This is a genomic window from Nocardiopsis sp. NPDC055551 (assembly GCF_053619415.1).
Map to the genome: position 1 here is coordinate 1 of NZ_JBSHJJ010000003.1, position 19,431 is coordinate 19,431.

Annotated in this window: 22 protein-coding genes; 7 read left to right on the forward strand and 15 right to left on the reverse strand. The window is 68.0% G+C overall.

What is annotated here, in order from left to right:
• The coding region (locus ACWGSK_RS06380) for a trehalase-like domain-containing protein (protein ID WP_452455367.1) at positions 1 to 1,317 on the reverse strand (1,317 nt) is incomplete at its 3' end.
• A 396-nt stretch (positions 1,318 to 1,713) separates the two neighbouring features.
• The gene (locus ACWGSK_RS06385; protein ID WP_358514534.1) at positions 1,714 to 2,427 is read right to left on the reverse strand and encodes a class I SAM-dependent methyltransferase; all 714 of its coding nucleotides are present in this window, start codon (positions 2,425 to 2,427) and stop codon (positions 1,714 to 1,716) included.
• Between the two features lie 144 nt (positions 2,428 to 2,571).
• Here ACWGSK_RS06385 and ACWGSK_RS06390 point away from each other — a divergent pair, with 144 nt between their 5' ends.
• From ACWGSK_RS06390 to ACWGSK_RS06405, 4 genes are all read left to right on the forward strand, one after another.
• Positions 2,572 to 3,402 (forward strand): SDR family NAD(P)-dependent oxidoreductase, encoded by an 831-nt coding sequence (locus ACWGSK_RS06390; RefSeq protein WP_358514532.1) that lies wholly within the window; start codon positions 2,572 to 2,574, stop codon positions 3,400 to 3,402.
• A 171-nt stretch (positions 3,403 to 3,573) separates the two neighbouring features.
• Entirely contained in the window at positions 3,574 to 3,837 is a 264-nt protein-coding gene (locus ACWGSK_RS06395; protein ID WP_014913038.1) for a phosphoribosyl-ATP diphosphatase, read from the forward strand.
• 89 nt (positions 3,838 to 3,926) lie between these two features.
• Positions 3,927 to 4,781 carry an ATP phosphoribosyltransferase gene (gene hisG / locus ACWGSK_RS06400; protein WP_358514530.1) on the forward strand — a complete coding sequence of 285 codons (855 nt, stop codon included), beginning with the start codon at positions 3,927 to 3,929 and terminating at the stop codon, positions 4,779 to 4,781.
• 129 nt (positions 4,782 to 4,910) lie between these two features.
• Positions 4,911 to 5,393 (forward strand): permease-like cell division protein FtsX, encoded by a 483-nt coding sequence (locus ACWGSK_RS06405; RefSeq protein ID WP_452455368.1) that lies wholly within the window; start codon positions 4,911 to 4,913, stop codon positions 5,391 to 5,393.
• On the opposite strand, the gene ACWGSK_RS06410 is transcribed toward ACWGSK_RS06405, so the two are convergent.
• The 4 genes from ACWGSK_RS06410 to ACWGSK_RS06425 form a co-directional block, all read right to left on the reverse strand.
• Complete coding sequence (locus ACWGSK_RS06410) at positions 5,333 to 5,779, reverse strand: DoxX family protein (RefSeq protein WP_452455369.1); 447 nt, start codon at positions 5,777 to 5,779, stop codon at positions 5,333 to 5,335. The genes ACWGSK_RS06405 and ACWGSK_RS06410 overlap by 61 nt on opposite strands.
• 76 nt (positions 5,780 to 5,855) lie before the next feature.
• Positions 5,856 to 6,983, reverse strand: a complete 1,128-nt coding sequence (locus ACWGSK_RS06415; protein WP_358514524.1) for a 2Fe-2S iron-sulfur cluster binding domain-containing protein — start codon at positions 6,981 to 6,983, stop codon at positions 5,856 to 5,858.
• Positions 6,980 to 8,650 carry a hydroxylamine reductase gene (gene hcp, locus ACWGSK_RS06420; RefSeq protein ID WP_358514522.1) on the reverse strand — a complete coding sequence of 557 codons (1,671 nt, stop codon included), beginning with the start codon at positions 8,648 to 8,650 and terminating at the stop codon, positions 6,980 to 6,982. The genes ACWGSK_RS06415 and hcp overlap by 4 nt, the downstream gene beginning before the upstream one ends.
• Before the next feature lie 144 nt (positions 8,651 to 8,794).
• Positions 8,795 to 9,481 (reverse strand): Crp/Fnr family transcriptional regulator, encoded by a 687-nt coding sequence (locus ACWGSK_RS06425; protein ID WP_452455370.1) that lies wholly within the window; start codon positions 9,479 to 9,481, stop codon positions 8,795 to 8,797.
• A gap of 196 nt (positions 9,482 to 9,677) precedes the next feature.
• Between ACWGSK_RS06425 and ACWGSK_RS06430 the strand changes: the two genes are divergently transcribed.
• Complete coding sequence (locus tag ACWGSK_RS06430) at positions 9,678 to 10,403, forward strand: spermine/spermidine synthase domain-containing protein (RefSeq protein WP_358514518.1); 726 nt, start codon at positions 9,678 to 9,680, stop codon at positions 10,401 to 10,403.
• Between the two features lie 17 nt (positions 10,404 to 10,420).
• Here the strand turns inward: ACWGSK_RS06430 and ACWGSK_RS06435 are convergent, their stop codons facing one another.
• From ACWGSK_RS06435 to trxA, 8 genes are all read right to left on the reverse strand, one after another.
• The gene (locus ACWGSK_RS06435) at positions 10,421 to 10,639 is read right to left on the reverse strand and encodes an EF-hand domain-containing protein (protein WP_358514516.1); all 219 of its coding nucleotides are present in this window, start codon (positions 10,637 to 10,639) and stop codon (positions 10,421 to 10,423) included.
• Positions 10,640 to 10,763: 124 nt separating this feature from the next.
• Positions 10,764 to 11,672 carry a phosphate ABC transporter permease PstA gene (gene pstA, locus ACWGSK_RS06440; protein WP_358514514.1) on the reverse strand — a complete coding sequence of 303 codons (909 nt, stop codon included), beginning with the start codon at positions 11,670 to 11,672 and terminating at the stop codon, positions 10,764 to 10,766.
• Positions 11,669 to 12,673: a phosphate ABC transporter permease subunit PstC gene (pstC, locus tag ACWGSK_RS06445; RefSeq protein WP_087097526.1), complete on the reverse strand. Its 1,005-nt coding sequence runs from the start codon at positions 12,671 to 12,673 to the stop codon at positions 11,669 to 11,671. Before pstC ends, pstA begins: the two co-directional genes overlap by 4 nt.
• Before the next feature lie 161 nt (positions 12,674 to 12,834).
• Positions 12,835 to 14,034 carry a phosphate ABC transporter substrate-binding protein PstS gene (gene pstS, locus ACWGSK_RS06450; RefSeq protein WP_358514512.1) on the reverse strand — a complete coding sequence of 400 codons (1,200 nt, stop codon included), beginning with the start codon at positions 14,032 to 14,034 and terminating at the stop codon, positions 12,835 to 12,837.
• A gap of 399 nt (positions 14,035 to 14,433) precedes the next feature.
• Positions 14,434 to 15,219, reverse strand: coding sequence for a response regulator transcription factor (locus tag ACWGSK_RS06455; RefSeq protein WP_358514510.1), 786 nt, complete (start codon positions 15,217 to 15,219; stop codon positions 14,434 to 14,436).
• 49 nt (positions 15,220 to 15,268) lie between these two features.
• Positions 15,269 to 16,141, reverse strand: coding sequence for a phosphate ABC transporter ATP-binding protein PstB (gene pstB / locus ACWGSK_RS06460; protein ID WP_358514508.1), 873 nt, complete (start codon positions 16,139 to 16,141; stop codon positions 15,269 to 15,271).
• Between the two features lie 217 nt (positions 16,142 to 16,358).
• On the reverse strand, positions 16,359 to 16,568 hold the full coding sequence (locus tag ACWGSK_RS06465) for a hypothetical protein (protein WP_452455371.1): 210 nt from the start codon (positions 16,566 to 16,568) through the stop codon (positions 16,359 to 16,361).
• A gap of 192 nt (positions 16,569 to 16,760) precedes the next feature.
• Positions 16,761 to 17,132 carry a thioredoxin gene (gene trxA / locus ACWGSK_RS06470; RefSeq protein ID WP_067602168.1) on the reverse strand — a complete coding sequence of 124 codons (372 nt, stop codon included), beginning with the start codon at positions 17,130 to 17,132 and terminating at the stop codon, positions 16,761 to 16,763.
• 275 nt (positions 17,133 to 17,407) lie between these two features.
• Between trxA and ACWGSK_RS06475 the strand changes: the two genes are divergently transcribed.
• Both ACWGSK_RS06475 and ACWGSK_RS06480 read left to right on the forward strand, forming a co-directional pair.
• On the forward strand, positions 17,408 to 17,755 hold the full coding sequence (locus ACWGSK_RS06475) for a YidH family protein (RefSeq protein WP_358514504.1): 348 nt from the start codon (positions 17,408 to 17,410) through the stop codon (positions 17,753 to 17,755).
• On the forward strand, positions 17,752 to 18,111 hold the full coding sequence (locus ACWGSK_RS06480; protein ID WP_358514502.1) for a DUF202 domain-containing protein: 360 nt from the start codon (positions 17,752 to 17,754) through the stop codon (positions 18,109 to 18,111). Before ACWGSK_RS06475 ends, ACWGSK_RS06480 begins: the two co-directional genes overlap by 4 nt.
• 302 nt (positions 18,112 to 18,413) lie before the next feature.
• Here the strand turns inward: ACWGSK_RS06480 and ACWGSK_RS06485 are convergent, their stop codons facing one another.
• The gene (locus tag ACWGSK_RS06485; RefSeq protein WP_452455372.1) at positions 18,414 to 19,397 is read right to left on the reverse strand and encodes an NAD-dependent epimerase/dehydratase family protein; all 984 of its coding nucleotides are present in this window, start codon (positions 19,395 to 19,397) and stop codon (positions 18,414 to 18,416) included.
• Positions 19,398 to 19,431: the final 34 nt, after the last annotated feature.

A 19,431-nucleotide genomic window follows, 5' to 3' on the forward strand; every position in this document is an offset into this window, starting at 1 on the left:
GGTGGCGGCGGCCATGACCCCGCCGGTGGGGGTGCACAGGCCGCGGAGGGTCAACGCCGATCGGGCCGCCAACGAACTCTCCGTACCGGGCAGGGTCAGGGTGTCCAGCCACCGGGACCAGTGGTGGGCCGCCCTCTCCTGGCGTTCGGGTTCGGTGCTCTCCTCGGCGGCGAGGGAGTCGGTGCCACAGCGCAGTTCCAGGACCACGGGCTGCTCGGAACGCGGGTGGACGGTGGCTCGGGCGACGTCGTCGGTGCCGTCGTGGTCCACGTGCCACTCCACACCGGGGGAGCGCAACACCATGGGGAAGTCGGCGCCCTGGACGCGCAGCCCCTCGGGCTCGATGGTGAGGCGGATCGGGGCGCGACCGAAGTCGGGGCGTGGCGCGAACTCGATGGTGGCGGGCGTGACACCGGCGATCACACGGATGAGGTCGGTGCGGCCGGGTTCGGTGTCCTGGGCGAGGTAGTCGGTGACCTCCAGCCGCGACCAGCGGGTGCGCACGGTCATGGTGCCGGGCAGGTAGCGCTGTCCCAGGGGGAGACCGCCGTGGGCGGGGGCGATCGCGAAGACGCCCGCCTGGCGCCCGCCCAACACCTCGGCGAACAGGGCGTTGGAATCGGGTTCGGGGTGGCAGAACCACAGCAGCCGCGCGTCCGGTCCGATCAGCGCCACGGAGGACTGGTTGGAGAGCATGGACATGCGCTCGATGGGAGTGGGCCGTTCGCCGAACACCCAGGAGCGACGCTCGTTGGCGAGCAGGGTCAGGAGCGTGGCGGCGGTGGGGGTGTCCGGGACGCTGTGCGAGGCGACGGTGGGTTCGGGGCCCACGCGGACACCCGCGTCGGCTCCGGTGTTCAGGTTCGTGAACACCGGCTCCTCACCCTCGCCGCCGCCGATGTAGAGGAGCGCGGTGGCGTCGACCTGTTCGCGGAGCACCTCCAGGGCGGCGGACTTGTCCGTGGGGGTGTCGACGGTGAGGTCGGTGTCGAACTCGGTGCCGTGGGCGCCGACGAGGCGGACCTCGGCGGGCAACCGGGACAGCACGGCGAGGTCGCGCAGGGGACGGGCGGAGACGACCGCGCACACGGTGCCCGGCAGGTCGGCCAGGTCGCGCAGGGCGCGGACGGCCTCCGGCAGGGGGCCGCGGTGGTCGGAGCCGACGGGGGCCAAGGCGCCGTCGTAGTCGCAGGCGACGAGAAGTCGCGAGGTGCGCGCCAACGCGGAGACGCGTTGGCGCGCGTCGAGAGGCATGGTCGCGAGAGTTGTGTCGGTCGCCCTCGTGGACGTCGCTTCGACCGCTTGGGTGAGCGTCACGTTGCCTCCTCCACATGGTCCACTACATGACCTGGGAAAATAGGTGAGATGTAGGACTCCGCGCACATGCGATCGGTTCACACGGGATCGGTGTGGAAAACGTAGACGCAAGGATGGTGGCGCGGGATGAGCCTCGGGGAACTTTGACCAGATATCAGGAACTTTTAACGCGCAGTGTGGCGAATCAGCTGATGTCGGTCGTTCCAGGAAAGAACGTCTCCCCCGGAGGTCAACGCGAGACTACCCGCGTCGTGGGACTCCTGCGACCGGAGTGCAAAGTGATGCAGATCACCCGAAAACGAGGACCGGAGAACCTCGGGAGGTTCCTCATCTTCGGCGCTCGAAAAAGGCCGGGTGGGACGGTGTGTCGCCCACCCGGCCGGGACTTCGCGGAAGTCAGCCTCGGAGATCGTTCTCCGGCTTGCGAAGGTGGTGGACCCAGGCGGGCGGGACGTTCGCGAAGACCTTCTCCGAACCGATCCCGTAGCGGTCGATCCAGTCCTGGACCACCCAGCTCGTCCGGGCCTGGCGCAGGTAGTCCTCGCGCTTGGCGATGACCGCCTTGACCTCCTTCGTGTACAGGTATCCGTAGAACGACAGCGTTCCGCCGGGGCGGAGCACCGTGAAGTAGTAGTCGAGGATGTCCTTCACCTGGTCCGCGGTGAAGTTGGCGAACGGCAACCCGGACACGATCACGTCGTAGGTCCGGTCGGTGCCCAGGTCGTTCACCAGGCAAGCGTGCACCGTGGCGGAGTCGGCGATCCGTGACATGTCCGGGTCGGTCGACAACAGCTCCTCGACGTGGGCGGCGAACTCGGGGTTCGCCTCGACGAGGTCGAGGGTGTCGCCGGGGCGCATGGCGGCCGCGATCCCACGGCTGATGGCGCCGGTGCCGGCGCCCGCCTCCAGGATGCTCAGGGTCCCGTCGGGGTCGGTGCGGTGGCGGATGTGTTCGGCCATCTCATAGGCGAGCGCACCACTGCTGGGCAGGATGGATCCGGTGGCGTGGAAGGTTCGCAGCGCCTGACTGAAGAACAGTCGGGTGTCGCGCAGTCGTTCCTCGATTCGGAGGGCGGAAAGGGGTCCGGCATGGCTGTGTGTCTCGGACATGCTTGAACGCTAACGCCTCGGCGGGTCGTGGGGGAATTCACGTGGGCGTTTGTCCGGGAAACACCGGGTGGGCATCGCCACTCGGAAAACGGGAACCGGTGGTGGGCCCGCGCCGTTCCACACCGCCCGCCCTACCCTGAGGGCATGAGCGCACCGGACAGCACATCCCCCGTCCCCGACCACCCTCGAACGGCGTTGGTCACCGGTGCCTCCAGTGGGATCGGTGAGGAGTTCGCCCGCAGGCTCGCCCAACGCGGCCACGCCCTCGTCCTGGTCGCACGTCGCGCGGAGCTTTTGGCGGAGGTCGCGTCCGACCTGCGGGAGAGCTACGGAACCCCCGTCGAGGTCCTCGTCGCCGATCTGGGCGTCCCCGAAGGCCTCGCCTCGGTCACCGAACGCCTCGCCGTGGACGGCACGGGGGGCCTCGATCCCATCGACCTGCTCGTCAACAACGCGGGGCGTGGGGACGGCGGCGTCTTCGCCGAGCAGGAACCCGCCGAGATCGACGCGATGCTCGACCTCAACGTTCGCGCCGTCCTCCAACTGACCCGAGCCGTGCTCCCCGTCCAGATCGCCCGGCGGGCCGCCGGCGAGACCCGGAGACTGGGCGTGGTGAACGTGGCGTCCATGGCCGGGGAGATTCCCGCCAACCCGGGTGGTTCGGTCTACGGGGCGGGCAAGAAGTTCGTCACGATGTGGAGCGAGAGCGTCGCCGCCGAGGTACGTAAGAAGGGTGTGCACGTCACCGTGGTGCTGCCGGGGTTCGTGCGCACCGACATGACCCGCGAGGTCCAGGCGCAGGGAATGCCCCAGTTCGCGTTCGTCCACAAGGAGCACATCGTCCGCGACGCGCTCACCGCGTGGTCGGCGGGGCGCCCCGCGGTCATCCCCGGGGCCCAGTACAAGACCGCCGACGGGCTCCTTCGTCTGCTGCCACGACCCCTCGTACGGGCCGTGGCGCGTCGTCTGGCCTGACCCGTGGCCCCGACCCGCGGACCGGGATCGGACGGTGGATACCGGGCGGGGCCCTTGCCGTGACCTGGCACACCCGCCGTTCTCACATGCCGAGACTCCTGGGCCCCGGTTGGGCACCGGTGGTCCGGAGCACCTACTCTGGTACAGCACTGTCGGTCGAGGAAAGAGACCATGAAGACCTTCGAAGAGCTGTTCGCCGAGCTGTCCGAGAAGGCACGCTCCCGCCCCGAGGGGTCCGGGACCGTCGCCCAACTCGACGCCGGCGTCCATGCCATCGGCAAGAAGGTCGTCGAGGAGGCAGCCGAGGTCTGGATGGCCGCCGAGTACGAATCGGACGAGCAGGCCGCGGAAGAGATCTCGCAGCTCCTCTACCACCTCCAGGTTCTGATGCTGGCCCGTGGCCTGCGGCTCGAGGACGTCTACAAGCATCTGTAGGTCGGCCCGCCCCATGCCCCTGCCGGGCGTGAGCGTTCGCCGGCCACCGGACGTCCCCGTACACGTAAGAGCGATCAAGGAACCACGACATGCCCGACATGCTCAGAATCGCCGTGCCCAACAAGGGCCAACTCTCCGAGCCCGCCGTCCAGATGCTCACCGAGGCCGGTTACCGGCAGCGCAAGAGCAGCCGTGACCTGGTGCTGGTCGATCCGGACAACAACACCGAGTTCTTCTTCCTGCGACCCAAGGACATCGCCGTCTACGTCGGCGAGGGCATCCTCCAGGCCGGGATCACCGGCCGCGACATGCTGCTGGACTCCGGCGCGCCCGTCGACGAGGTCCTTCCCCTCGGCTTCGGGGGGTCCACCTTCCGATTCGCGGCTCCCGGCGGCGCCGGAATGAGCATCGACGACCTCAACGGCAAGCGCATCGCCACGTCCTTCGACGAACTGCTCCGCTCCTACCTGGAGGAGCGGAACGTGTCGGCGCGGGTCATCCACCTCGACGGAGCCGTGGAGAGCTCGGTGCAGCTCGGCGTGGCCGACGCGGTGGCCGACGTGGTCTCCACCGGGACCACCCTGCGCAACGCCGGGATGGAGACCTTCGGTGACCCCATCCTGGTGTCCGAGGCCGTGGTCATCCGGCCCACGAACGCGCCCGACAACCCCCAGATCGATCTGTTGCTGCGGCGGCTGCGCGGCGTTCTGGTGGCTCGGGACTACGTGATGATGGACTACGACGTGCACGCCGAGAACCTGGAGGGCGCGGTCGCGCTCACTCCGGGCATGGAGGGGCCGACGGTCTCCCCACTGCACCGTGAGGGCTGGGTCGCGGTGCGTTCGATGGTGCCGCGCAAGGAGGCCCAGCGCATCATGGACGACCTGTGGCAGTTGGGGGCCCGAGCGATCCTGGTCACCGACATCTACGCCTGCCGCCTGTAGGGAAACGGCCCGTACGAACGCGCCCCGCTCCGTTCCGCCGAAGACGCGGTTCGGGGCGGGGTTTCTCGTTTCCCTCCGCGGCTCCGGCATCCTGGGGGTGCCGTCGAAGAGAAACGAGGATCGTGGAAGATGTCCGCCCCCCTGCGCCCGGTCGCCCTGGCCGCCGTCCCCCTCCTGTTCGTGGTCACCACCGGATGTCTTCCCCCCGGACTCGACCAGGATTTGGTACCCGACGAGGACCAGGACCTGCTCAACGTCCTGGTGTGTTCACAGACGTACCTGGACCCGTTGTGCGAGGGGCGTGAAAACGGGTTCGACGACGAGTGGGAGGAGATCGAGACCTTCCTGAACGAATCACCCGAGGTCGTTTCGTACCTCTTCGTCACTCAGGAGGACGCCTACCGGCAGTTCCTCGAAATCTCGGAGGACCCGCCGGAGGGGTTGCGCCCGGATAGCTTCCCGCCCCGGTACGACGTGAGGGTGGAAGACGGTAACCGGCGTGGGGCGGTCGCTTCGGCGATGGCGGAGATGTGCGGGGTGGTGGAGGTCCACTACGTCGAGGCCGGAGAGGATACGCGTACCGACTTCCCCGGGGCCGGATCGGGGTGCTGATCGTCGGCGGGACGTGACTGTAGGGCCGCCCAGATCAGCGGAACCTGGAGGGGCACACGGCCCCAGGCGATGAGCCGGTTGTCGGCCGGCCCGGGCAGGCGGCCCGAACCCGAGTCCAGGGCCATCCGCACGTTGGCGGGCCACACGGACACCAACAGCGCGGCGGCGGCCGGACCGGCCCACTTCCGCCGGGCCAGCAGACCGACCCCGCAGGCCAGTTCGGCCGCCCCACTGCCGTATACGAACGCGCGGTGGGCGGGCAGCCGCCGGGGCATGATCGCCTCGAACGGCTTCGGTGCGACGAAGTGCAGCATCCCGGAGGCGACGAACAGGCCTCCGAGCGCCCGCGGGGCCACTCTGCGCAGTACGCTCACGCGTTCGCTCATGAACTCTCTCCCTCTCGTGACGTGCCGGGATCCAACTTACTCGCCGGTAGGTTCGGGGCGGAAGGGAGACAGCCCTTCACGAGGGCAGGAAACGCTCCCAGAACACGTTCTCCTCGGAGACACCGCCCTCGACCGCGGCCTCCAGAACCGAGTCGATTAACGGCGGCGGCCCGCACACGTACAGGTCGGGGAGCACGCCCTCGGACTTCAGACCCGATCGCACGAGGTCGGCCGGGGTCCCGACCGACCCCCGCCACGTGTCGCTCGGGCGCCACACGCAGACGTCGAAATCGAAGCCCGGGAGGCCACCGAACGCGGAGATCGCCGGAGCCTCGGCGGACAGCTCACGCATCTCCGACAACCCGAAGACCTCCTCTTCCTCGTTGACCCCGAGGATCAACCGGACCGGATACGGCTCCTGCCACTCGACCATGTGCCGGGCCATCGACAGCATCGGCGCGAGACCGGTCCCGCCGGCGACGAGCCAGCGTGGCCGCAGCCCCGTCTCGTTCAGTCCGAAGGCGCCCAGGGGGCCGCGAACGATGAGCTTCGATCCGGTTCGGGCCTCGTGCCGGAGGTGACCGGAGAACGCGCCATCGGGCCGCAACCGGACGAAGAACTCCATCAGTCCTTCCCAGTTTCCGGTGTTGGCCAGTGAGTACGCCCGCTTGGCGTCCTCCCGGTCCGGCGGCTGGAGTTCCACGAACCGGCCGGGCTCGAACTGGCAGTCGAGCCCCTCTTCGGAGTCGGTGTCGACCCGCACTTCGAGGCGGACGGTGTCCTTGGCCACCTCCTCCAACGTGGTGATCGTGGCCTCCCACACCGGGATCTCACCGCGCAGCACACGCGAACCGTCATAGGGCAGGTCCGCCGAGACCGGTCCCCGGGGGAAGGTGCGGCACAGCAGCACACCCCTGTGCTCGTCCCGGTCCTCCTCCGGCAGCGCCTGAGGACTGTGGGAGCCCAACTCGTACTCGCCGTCCGTCACGTTGGCGTGGCAGGACCCGCAGGTGCCCCGCTTACACGAGGCGGGCAGAGTGGCGCCCGCCGCCGCTGCGGCCTCCAACACGTTCTGCTCGGGTGGGCAGCAGAACTCCAGGTCCTCTCCATCGGAGGTGGACAGTGTGATCGGGTGGCACCCGCCACCGCCGCACCCGCAGGGCTCGGAATCGGCCGCCGACGAGTCCGGGACCGTTTCGGTCATGCCCCCACCTCGCGCAGCGCCGCGGCCACGTCGGCCACCGGGTCGTCGATCGTCCGCAGCCCGAACCGGTCGATGAACTCGTCGGCCAGGTCGGGTGTGAGGTAGGCGGGGAGCGTGGGGCCGAGGTTGATGCCGCGGAAGCCGAGTGCCAGCAGCGTGAGCAGGACCGCCACCGCCTTCTGCTCGGTCCAGGACAGCACCAGAGTCAGGGGCAGGTCGTTGATCCCGCACTCGAACGCGTCGGCCAGCGCCATGGCGATCTTGATCGCGGAGTAGGCGTCGTTGCACTGCCCCGCGTCCAACAGCCGGGGGATCCCCTCGATGTCACCGAAATCGTGTCGGTTGAAGCGGTACTTGGCGCAGCCCAGGGTGAGGATGATCGAGTCGTCCGGCGCCCCGAGCGCGAACTCCGTGTAGTAGCTGCGCCCCGGCGTGGGCCCGTCGCATCCGCTGATCAAGAAGAAGTGCCGGATGGCGCCCCGCTTGACGGCGTCGGTCACCTGGTTGGAGATGGCGAGCACCGCGTCGCGCCCGAAGCCCACCATGATGGACTTCTCCTCCGGATCGGTCTCCTCGTATCCGGGAAGCGCCTTCGCCGCCCGGATCACCTGGCGGAAGTCACCGTTGGCGACGTGCCGTACCCCGGGCCACCCGACGGGGCCCGTGGTGAAGATCCGGCGCCGGTAGGAGGCGTGTGGTTCGATGATGCAGTTCGACGTCATCAGGATCGCGCCGGGGAACCGGGCGAACTCCTCCTGCTGGTTCTGCCAAGCGCCACCGTAGTTGCCGACCAGGTGGGGATAGGCCTTGAGTAGCGGGTAGCCGTGGGCGGGGAGCATCTCGCCGTGGGTGTAGACCTTGACCCCGGCGTCCTTGGTCTGTTCCAGCAGATCGGCCAGATCCCGCATGTCGTGCCCGCTGACCAGGAGCGCCTTGCCCTCGACCGGTGTCGTCCGCACGGCCGTGGGCTGTTGGGCGCCGAAGGTGCCGGTGTTGGCCCCGTCGAGCAACTCCATGACGGTGAAGTTCAGGTGCCCCAGGTCGAGGGCCCTTTCGAGCAGTTCCTCGATGTCGGTCGGGTCGGTGGCCAGGTAGTCCAACGCCGATTCGACCCCGCCGAAGACCTCCGCGCTGTGGCCCCCCAACACGTGAGCGTGGTGGGCGTAGGCGCAGATCCCCTTGAGCGTGTAGAGGTGCAGCGAACGCATCCCGATGACGTCCGGGCCGACGGCGTCGAGACCGGCGTCGACGCGGACGTCGGCCGACTGGCGCAGCAGCCCCTCCATGTCCGGCGCCGGCCGCCAACGGGCGGGGCCGGCCGGCTCCTCGGGGATGATTCCTCGGGCTCGCGCGGCCTCCTCGTACGCGGCCTTCGCCCGGTCCCGGACCGCCGCGGCCTCCTGTAGGAGGGTGACGAACCGAGTCTGGCTGAAGTTCACGTTGGTGAGCGTGTTGAAGACCGAGAAGAGGATGAAGCCCGCGGCCTCGTCATCGGGCGCGGACAACGCCCGCGCTCTGGTCGCGTACTGGGCGATGCCCTTGACCGCGTGGACCAGGAGGTCCTGTAGGTCCGAGGTGGGGGCGTCCTTGCCGCAGTTGCCGACGGGTCCTCCGCAGCCGATGACGGCGCCGGTCCTGTCGGTCTGCTCGCACTGGAAGCAGAACATGCGTGGTCCTTTCACGGACTCGTCGTCTCCGTGGGCTCCGGATGTGGTCGGAGCCGCGGGGCGAACGTAGACCCGTGCCGGGACCCGTTTCCTTGACCCCGGTCAATCGGCGACCGAGTGTGACTCGGATCCCACGGTCGGCCCTCACCGCTCCAGAAGGGCGGCCAGCCGGGGAACGTCGTGCAGGACGATGCGGTTTCCCGCCACCTCGATCAGACCGGCGGCGGACAGGTCGTGCAGTACCCGGGAGAACGTCTCCGGAGCGATGTTGAGCCGGGAGGCGAGCACCTGCTTGCGGGTGGGAAGGAGAACCACGCTCCCGCCCGCGCCGTCGCTCTCGGCCTCCCGTAACAGCAGCCCCACGACCCGCTGTGTGCCCGACATCAAGGAGTAGGACTTCACGTCCTGGAGCAGCTGGTGGAGGCGCCCCGCCATGTTCGCCAGGATCCGGCGGGCGAACGCCGGGTCCCGGTCGAGCAGACCGAACACCGCCGTTCCGGTCACGACCAGCAACTCCGTGGCGGTCAGTGCGGTCGCGGTGGCAGGGGCGTCGTGTCCCTCGAAGAGGATGGCTGCCCCGAAGCTCTCACCCTCCCGGATGATCTCGACCACCTTGCGGGCTCCGTCGGCGGTCGACACGGTCAGTTGCATCTGCCCGCGCTGGACCATGAAGAATCCGCGGACCGGGCTCCCCTGGTGGAAGGCGGCCTCGTCCTGGTCCAGCGATAGGAACCGACAGCCCCTGGAGAGGGCGTCGAGTTGTCCCGGGGCGAGCCCTTGGAAGAGCGGTGTTCGTGACAGCAGGTCCGACACCGACGTGGTCGTGAGCATGTGGGGGTATCTCCTGCTCGGGGCGGGCCGGAGCCGGTGGCGGGCGCCCGCGTCCGGTTCTTCGGGTGACCGTGCGTCCCCAGTGTCCCTCGGCGCATCGGCCCTCGTCTGCCGACGATGGTCTCCGTTCGTCCGCCGAAGGGCGCATGTCCCGAGTCATCGCCCCCTTTCCGCTCGGGGCGGGCACAATGGGGCCATGAACCAGCGAACGGGATACCTCGCACCTGAGGAGGAATCGGTCACCCTGGCCCGCGTGACCGGGGAGACCGGCGGCGATCTGGTGCTGCGCCGTGTGGGCGCGCACTACGAGATCTACTCCAACGGTCTTTTCCTCATGGACACCCGGGACGGCACCTCGGAGCGGGAGATGGTCCGCGAGAGCCTGGAGGCCCTACCGAAGGGGCGTTCACACGCACGTGTGCTGATCGGTGGGCTGGGCGTGGGTTTCTCCGCCAGGGAGGCCCTGGACCATCCGCAGGTGTCTCGTGTGGACGTCGTGGAACTGGAGCCCCAGGTGATCGCCTGGCACGACGACGAGCTCGGTGAGGCCGCCGACTTCGTCCACCACGACCCTCGCTGCCGGGTGCACAACGAGGACATCGTCGCCTGGCTGGCCAAGGCCGCGGCGAAGCCGAAACCCGCCCGCTACGACGTCATCTGTCTGGACACCGACAACGGACCCGACTGGACCGTGGTGGAGAACAACAACCGCCTGTACGAGGCGGCCGGCCTGGAACAGCTCATCCGGTTGCTGGCTCCCGGAGGGGTGCTCTCGTTCTGGAGCGCCAACGCCGTCGAGAGCTTCGAGAAGCTGCTCCACACCCGCTTCGAGGTGGTGGAGGTCGTTGAGGTCACGGTCGCCCGGGGCGTCCCCGACACCGTCTACCTCGCCTCGAAACCGTGGGTGGAGCAGCCCTCCTAGTGCCGCGACGGCTCGGATCAGCCCCTGTTCCGGGACATGTAGCGGGCGAACTCCTCCAGGGAGATGCGCTGGTCACCGTCGGAGTCCATCGCCCGGACCACCCCGGCGGCCTGCTCCTCGGTGGTCTCCTCACCCAGGTTGCGCATCAGGGAGGCCAGCTCCTGCGCGGAGATGAGGCCGTCGCCGTCGACGTCCACAAGGGCGAACGTGGCGGCGTACTCGGTGGTCTCGGGCATCGGGGGTCACACTCCGGATCGTCTCGGGATGAGGGCTCGGGCAAGGTTACCGCCGCCCGACAGGGCCGGGAAAGCCCGCGGGGCCGTGCTCCGAAAGGAACACGGCCCCGCGACAGGGGATGGCTCAGGCGTTGTTGGTGGAGGCCCTGGAACCGACCCACCGGGCGATCACGGTGAAGAGCAGCACCAGCACGAACAGGCACAGCGCGGCGCCCCAGGCGCGGTCGATACCGGCTTCGAAGGGCTGGGCGGCGCCCTTGAAGAGCTGGAGGGGAACGGCGCCCTGCGGGTCGCCTTGGAAGCCGGTGACGATGAGTCCGGTACCGAAGGCGGTCAGCATCAGCGGAGCGGTCTCACCGATGCCTCGGGCGATCGCCAGCATCGAACCCGTGGTCAGACCCGGCGCCGCGGTCGGCAGCACCGTGTGCACGATCGTCTGCCACTTGCGCGCGCCCAGACCGTAGCTGGCGTTGCGCATCTCGTTCGGGACCAGCCGCAGCATCTCCTCGGCGGACCTGGTCACGATGGGCAGCATCATCACGGCGATGGCCACGGCGCCCACGAAGGTACCGAAGCCCATGCCGCCCCAACCGATCACCAGCAGGCCGTACACGAACAGACCCACGAAGATCGACGGGATACCGGTCATCACGTCGGTGAAGAAACGGATCGCCGAGGTCATCCGGTTGGGCCCGTACTCGACGATGTACACGGCGGTGGCGATGCCGAACGGGATCGACATCAGGATGGCCAGCGACATGATGTACAGGGTTCCGAAGAACCCGGCCGCGTAGCCGCCGCCATCGCGTCGGGGCGGGGGCTCGGTCTGGGTGAAGAAGTCCAGGTTGACCACGCCGATACCGCGACGGGTCACCTCGAAGATGATCAGCACCAGGGGGATCATGGCGAGGATCATCGCGCCGGTCAGGAGCACGGTGGCGCTGCGGTCCTTGAACCGGCGGAACCCGGAACCAGGGGGGCGTTGGCTCAGCGGAACGTGCTTGCGCGGGGGAGTCGAGGTCATGGTGCTCATACGGCGGCGTCTCCCGTCATGCGCCCCAGGCGCCAGACGATGACGCGGGCGAGGATGTTGACGATCATCGTGACCAGGAACAGGGCGACACCGATGGCCATCAGTGCGGTCCTGGCCTCGGGGCCCGCCTCGCCGAAGGTCGCGGCGATGTGCGAGGCCATGCTGCTACCGGTGCTGAACAGGCTCGACCCCCAGGACTGGGAGCCACCGATGAGCATCAGGACCGCGATGGTCTCACCCAACGCACGGCCCAGACCCAGCATGGCGGCGGCCACGATCCCGGAGAAGCTGGCCGGTAGCACCACCTTGCGCAGAACCTCCCATCGGGTGGAACCCAGGGCGTAGGCGGCCATGCGCTGGTCGATCGGGTGTACCACGATGACCTCGCGGATGATGGCGGTCATGATCGGCAGGATCATGATCGCCAGAACGATCCCGGCGGGCAGATAACCGACACCGCGGATCGGGCCCTCGAAGAGGAAGAACCACCCGAACGTGTTCCCGAGGAACTCGAAGAACGGGCGGAGCACGTTCGGCAGGAACCAGTGCAGGCCCCACAGACCGAAGATGACGCTGGGCACCGCGGCCAGCAGCTCCACCGTGTAGGAGAGCGGCTTGGCGAGACGGCGCGGTGCCAGGTGCGTGATGTAGAAGGCGACCATGATCGCCAGCGGCAGTGCGATGACGATGGCGATGGTCGCGGTGACCAGGGTGCCGTAGATGAACGGCCAGGCACCGTAGGTACCGGTGATCTCGGTCCGGGAGCTACCGGAGGTCCAGTCCTCGCCGGTGAGGAAGCCGAAGAAGCCTTCCTTGGCGAAGACGGGCCAGGCTTCGGTGGTGGTGCGGATCACCATCAGGGCCAGGATGACCAGCACGATCGTTCCGCAGGCCGCGACGACCCACTTGAAGATCGGGTCGGCCATGCGCCCCTTGCCTGAGCGGAGGGAACTGCGCCGGGGTTCCTCCGGGGCCGGGGCCTCGGGGGCCTGAGTGGACATTGTGCTTCTCCTTGATGGCTTTCGTGGGAGTCGGAGAGCGGTTCACCCCTGTTCTGCGTGCCCCGGGGTGTGAGGGGGGCGGGGCCGGAACCGGAGTTCCGGCCCCCAAGAAGCGAGAGAGGCGGTGGGGCCGGGACCCAGCGGTCCCGGCCCCGGAGGGGTTACTCCTCCTCGGAGCCCTCTTCGGCCTCGGCGTCTTCCTCGGTGCCGGCCTCGGCGTCGTCACCGTCGGTGGCGTCGTCCTCGGCGCCCTCCTCGGTGTCGCCCTCGCCGCCGCCGTTCTCGGAGTTGGTCTTCTCCAGCTCGGCGATGACGCGGTCGGTCAGCTCGTCACCGAGCGGCGCGTAGCCCAGCTCACCGGCGACGTCCTGAGCACCCTCGTCGGTCAGGGCCCAGGTCCAGAAGTCGATGATGGCGTCGGCGGTGGCGTCCTCGTAGCCGCAGGTGTAGGTGAAGATCCAGTTGGTACCGGCGATCGGGTAGCCCTCGCCACCGATGTTGTCGATCGAGAACTGGAAGTTCTCCGGAACCTCGGCCTCCTCGGAGGCCGCGATGGTGGCCTCAAGGGTCGGCTCGATCGGGTTGCCATCCTCGTTGACGATGGTGGCGACGGACAGGCCCGCCTCCTGGGCGAAGGACTGGTTCAGGTAGCCCATGCCGCCCGGGTTCTGGCTGATGCCCTGGGCCACGCCGTCGTTCTGCTGGCCGCCGACCAGGCCGGACGCCCAGTCGAGCTCCTTGCCCTCGCCGTATTCGTCGGCCCACGACTCGACCTCGGTGGAGAGGTAGTGCGTGAACACCGCGGTGGTGCCGGAGCTGTCGGAGCGGTGGACCGGAACGATCTCGTCGCTGGGCAGGTCCAGGTCCGGGTTGAGCTCGGCGATCGCCGGGTCGTCGAACGTGGTGATCTCGGTGGAGTAGATGTCGGCGATGGTCTGCGCGTCCAGGACCAGACCGTCCAGGTCCGGGTTGTCGAAGGCGATGACCACGGAGCCGAACACGACCGGGAACTGGACCGCTTCGCAGCCGCGAGTCTCGGCGGCCACGGCCAGGTCTTCGTCACCGAGGTACTCCTCGGAGGAACCGAAGTCGACGGTCTCCTCCAGGAACTGCTCGATGCCCGCGCCGGAGCCGACGCTCTGGTAGTTGATGTCCACGCCCGGCTGGACGTCGTTGCCGTAGGTGTAGATCCAGTCCTGGAAGAGAGGGTCGGGGAAGCTGGCCCCGGCACCGGTCAGCGAAGCGCTGAGCTCGGCGTCTGTACTGGCGGCACTGCCGCTGTCCTCGTCACCGTTGCTGCACGCCGCCGCGAGCAGGGGGATGGCCGCCAGAACGGCGAGCTTGGAACGCCCGTTGCGCATGTCGTAGTTCTCCTCGTTGAATCACCGCTGTCGGGGCTGACGTAAAACGACACTAGGCGGGCAGAAAGACCCCGGGTCATCGGAAGAGAAGACGTTCGATAGAAGAAGAGTGAATGCCGGATGAACGAAAGTCACTTTTAGATAACGGGAGTCGTGTGGGTCGGTTTCCGTTATCTCGCGTGTTCGGCGAGTGACGTGCCGTTCACCCGCTTGAACTGGGAAAATAAGAAAGTGGTGTGGAGGGATGGGATTGTTCATCCCTGGTTCCGATGACGTGTCGACTCCCGCTGTGTCACCTGAACGTGTGTCGGAGAAGGCCGTTTGGAAACACGGTAGAACGGCCTCTCCGATCGCGCCGGAAGGCCTTTTCCTTGGAGTGCGGAAGATTCTTTCTCCGGCCTATCCACCGTTTCCCGTGTCGAGCCGATAACCGATCCCGCGCACCGTGTGGATGAAACGGGGTCTGGCCTCGGAGTCACCGAGCTTGTGCCGCAGGCGCCGGATGTGCACGGCGATCGTGTTGTTCACCGGGGGCAGGGGCTTGTGCCACACCTCGGTCCACAGTTCCTCGCGACTGACCACGCGACCGCTGTTGCGCAACAGGAAGTCCATGATCCCGAACTCCCGCAGGGCCAGGTTGACCGGCTGCCCGTCCACGAACAGTCGGTGGCCCAGCGCGTCCAGCTCAAGGTCACCCGAGCGAAGCGCCGAGTGGGAAGTGGTGGAGTTGTCCAGCAGGCCTTCGGTCCCTGGCAGTGAACCGCGCAGCAGCGCCGAAAGTTCCGGGATCCGGTAAGGCCGGCTCACGCACGCCGTCGCACCCGCGGCCAGGGCCCGGACCGCCCGTTGTGAGTCACCCGGACCCACCCCGATGAGGATGGGGATGTCCGTGGCCCGCCGGGTCACCCGAACCAGGGTCTCAAGATCGACCTCCGACGGATCGGAGCTGGTCAGCAGGGTGTCCGGGCGCAACAACCCCACTCTCAGCAGGGCCTCCGCACCGTCCACGCACACCGTGATGTCCACGTCGTGCCCGCTCAGCGACAGCACCAGCTGATGCGACTGCTCGGACTCGGGCTCCACCAACAGAACGCGCAGTGGACCCTCGGCCCGATCCGTGCGGACCTCGTCGTCCGGCGCACCCGAAGGAGGCGGAACCGGTGAGGAGGAGGCGAGCGCGGTCATGGGCGGGGTCCACTTCGTCGAGGGGGCGGTCGGGTGGCGCGCGTCGGCTCTACCCGAAGCGGCCCGAGATGTAGTCCTCGGTGCGCTGGTCGGCCGGCTTGCTGAAGATCGTCGCGGTCTCGTCGAACTCCACGAGGCTGCCGAAACGGTCGCCGACGTCGTCCACACCCGCGGTGAAGAACGCGGTGCGGTCCGAGACACGGGCCGCCTGCTGCATGTTGTGCGTGACGATCACGATCGTGTACTCGGCCGCCAGCTCGTACATCAGGTCCTCGATCTTGAGCGTGGCGATCGGGTCCAGGGCGGAGCAGGGCTCGTCCATGAGGATGACCTCGGGGTTCACCGCGATGGTGCGGGCGATGCACAGACGCTGCTGCTGACCACCGGACAGCGCGAAGGCGCTCTCCTTGAGCTTGTCCTTGACCTCGTCCCACAGGGCGGCCTTGGTGAGGGTCTCCTCGACCAGGTCGTCCATGTTGCCGCGCATCCCGTTGATCCGGGGACCGTAGGCGACGTTGTCGTAGATCGACTTGGGGAACGGGTTGGGCTTCTGGAAGACCATGCCGATACGACGGCGGACCTCGATCGGGTCCACGTCGGAGGCGTACAGGTCCTCGCCGTGGTAGGTCACCTTGCCCTCGACCCGGGCGCCCGGGATGAGGTCGTTCATGCGGTTCAGGGTCCGCAGAACGGTGCTCTTGCCGCAGCCGGACGGACCGATCATCGCGGTGATCTGGCGCGGACCCACCTGCAGGTTCACGTCGCGCACGGCCTTGTTGGACCCGTAGTGGATCGACAGGTCGGCGATGTCGAAGACGGGGTCGCCCAGGTCGGGAACCTCACGGTTGTACCGGACGGTGTCGGGGGCGACTCCGCGGCCGGACTCGGTTCCGCGAGGGGACGCGGTGTTGCTGACAGACATGTGGCCACTTCCGGTTCGGACGGGGCTTGCGCGGTGTTGTCACTCGGGGAGGACACCCGCGGCGCGCGGTCGATACCCATCGAAACGGGTGAGCATGAAGCCAAGGTGAACGAACCTCGTGGCCAAGATGAACGTGGAAGGTGAAGTGAGAAGCCCCCGGTGACCTTCCGGTGTCCTGCTCGTTGAGCGGGGTAGGGCGCCGAGGGCCGGACGACGGTCAGATGGACAGGACCAGGTCGGGCCCGGCGGCCTGAACCGCTCGCAACACCTCGACGTACCGCCCGCGCGGGGCCCTGATGGTGACCCGGGTGAGCGGTTCGTGGACACTCGTGGGCGGCTCGTTGATCGCTCGGTTGTCGAACGAGCACCAGTTGGGCGCCACGGTGACCCCATCGGGATGTCCCTCTGGGTCCTGGGGCGGGTGCATGTCGGGAAGTGTGTCAGGTGGAACGGCCGTGGTCAGGGGCAGGCCACACCCGACCAACGCCCGGCGGCGCTTCGAACACCCACGATCACATGCGGTGATGGTGTCGGTGACCGGTCCCGGACAGACGACGGCCGCCCCCGCCGTCCCAGGGGACGGTTGCGAGGGCGGCCGAACCCGCTGCCGGGGAAGGACCTACTGCCGGGACTCGCCCTGCTCGGCGATCTTGCCCTTGACCTCGTCCATGTCGAGCTCCCGGGCCTGGGTGATCAGGCTCTCCAGCGCCTCGGAGGGAAGCGCGCCCGGCTCGTTGTAGATGACCGTCTGGTCGCGGACGATCATCAGGGTCGGGATGGACTGGATCTTGAACTCGAACGCCAGCTCGCGCTGCGCCTCGGTGTCGACCTTGGCGTGCACGATGTCGCCGTGCTTGTCCGAGGATTCCTCGAAGACCGGGGCGAACTGTCGGCAGGGGCCGCACCAGTCCGCCCAGAAGTCGATGAGAACGAAGCTGTTGTCCTTCAGCGTCTCGGCGAAGTTGTCTTTGGTGAGTTCGACGGTGGACACGTGGTCTCCTGCTCTTCGTTCGTCTTGTTGGTGTCGACCGGTGGCCAACTGCCATCCTCCTGGGTGCTACAGCGGTCGTGCCCGCTTGTTTGTTCCACATGCGTGCGGGAGGTCGCCGAACACCGGATGGCCTGTCGATTTCCGACTCAACACGTGTTTCATATCGGTTTGGGAGGCAAGCCCCCCTGGGGTTAGTGTCGCCGTGCGGGACACGGGTTCATTGTGGTGACCGTGATCTCGGACCGTGGGCCGAACGCGCGAAACCGGGGGGACCGATGGGTACGGGAGAACCCGAGGGTGACGAGGCCGTCGACTACCGGTTCACCCTGGCCAACGAGCGCACCTTCCTGGCCTGGATCCGTACCGCGTTGGCCCTGCTGGCCGGGGCCGTCGCCGTACTGCACCTGCTTCCGCTGGGCTGGGCCGAGGCACCGCGCACCGCGGTCGGGCTGCTCTTGGCCCTGATCGCCGGTGTGGTGACGGTGTACGCGCCGGTGCGCTGGTTCCGTGTCCAGCGCATCATGCGCCGTGGTGACACCCTGCCGATGAGCGCCCTGCCCCTCGTGACCACGTTCGTCGTGGGGCTGGTGTGTCTGGTGGTTCTCCTGGGGAACCTGCTGTGATCCGGCGGGATCCAGGGCTGCAACCGGAGCGCACCCTGCTGTCCTGGCAGCGAACGCTCATCCTGGTGGTCCTCGTGGGACTGCTGTACCTGCGTGGACCGTTCGTTCCCGGGGCCGGCGTGGTCCCCGAGGTTCCGGCGCCGCTCAGGATCGGCGTCATGGCCTTGTCCCTGTTGATGTGCGGCGGTCTCGGACTCCACCTGTGGCTGAGGTGGCGAAGGACCGAACACGGTGTGCGGGAGGAGGGTGGCTCCGGGCCACCGCTGAGCGTGGCCCGCCCTTGGGCCCTGATCCTGTTGAGCGCCGGTGTGTTCGCGCTGACCGTGGCCGTGACGGCGACGGTGATCGTGCCCTGAACCGGTGTGCGCCCGCCGGGTCACCGGGCCTCGCGTCGGTGCGGACCGGGGCCGGTCGATGCCCTGTCACGGGCGGAGACGTCTCATGCCCTGTAACGGGCGGTTCGGTCGCGCTCTCGCGTACCGAAGGATGGTGGGGGCTCGCGTGGAATCCCGGGCCGGGACCGTTCCCTGCTCGGGTGTGGGCGGCGACCGATGGTGAGGCGGGGACCCGGCCTCGTGCCCGCTCGTGGCTGTGCGCGGGTCGGGTGGAAGAACGAACGCGGGCGGCGGGGCACCCGACGAACTCCCGTTACTCGGAACTACGCGGGCTGCGGAAGGGCCTCGGTCGAACGACGGTGCTGCACGATGGAGTCGATGATCGTGTTCAGGTCCCTGGTCGGCTCGTAGCCGATCAGCCGCGCGGCCAGCGAGGTGTCCGGGTAGCGGCGCTGCATGTCCTCGTACCCCTCACCGTAGGCCTGCTCGTAGTCCATGTAGGTGATCTCGCTGTGGGAACCGGTCAGTTCCACGACCCGGTCGGCAAGGCCCTTGATCGACACCTCTTCGTGCCCACCGAGGTTGACCGCCTGGTTGTAGGCCTCCGGGGTCTCCAAGAGCCGGGACAGGGCCGGCACCACGTCGAAGACCGAACCGAAGCAGCGGCGCTGTGTACCCGTGCCGTACACCGTGATCGGCGCGTCGTCCAGGGCCTGGTCGACGAACCGTGGGACGACCATGCCGTACTGCCCGGTCTGCCGAGGCCCCACCACGTTGAAGAAACGCGTGATGACGCATGGGACCCCGGACTCCTTGCCGTGGACGTGCGCCACCAGTTCGTCCAGGCCCTTGGCGGCGGCGTAGGACCAGCGGCTCTTGATGGGCGAGCCGTAGATCCGGTCGTCGTTCTCGGTGAGCCCGTTGGCGTCGTTCTTGCCGTAGACCTCACTGGTCGAGGCGACCATGTAGGGGACCCGGTGCCGGACCGCGGCCTCCACGACGGTCTCCGTCCCGTGCAGGTTGGTGCGCAGGGACTGGAGCGGTTTGTCGACGATGTTGTAGACCCCCACCGCGGCGGCGAGGTGGAACACGGTGTCCGCCTCCGCGACGAGTGCGTCCACCAACTCCCGGTCCAAGATGTCGCCCTGGACGAAACGAAACGCCGGTGAGTTCCGCAACCGGGACACGTTGGACAGTGATCCGGTCGAAAGGTCGTCGAGCACGATGACCTCGTGTCCCTGGGCGACCAGGTGATCGCTCAGGTGCGAGCCGATGAACCCGGCTCCGCCGGTGATGACAGCCTTCATGGTTTCCCCTCCACTGCGGGCGTTGATCGGTTTC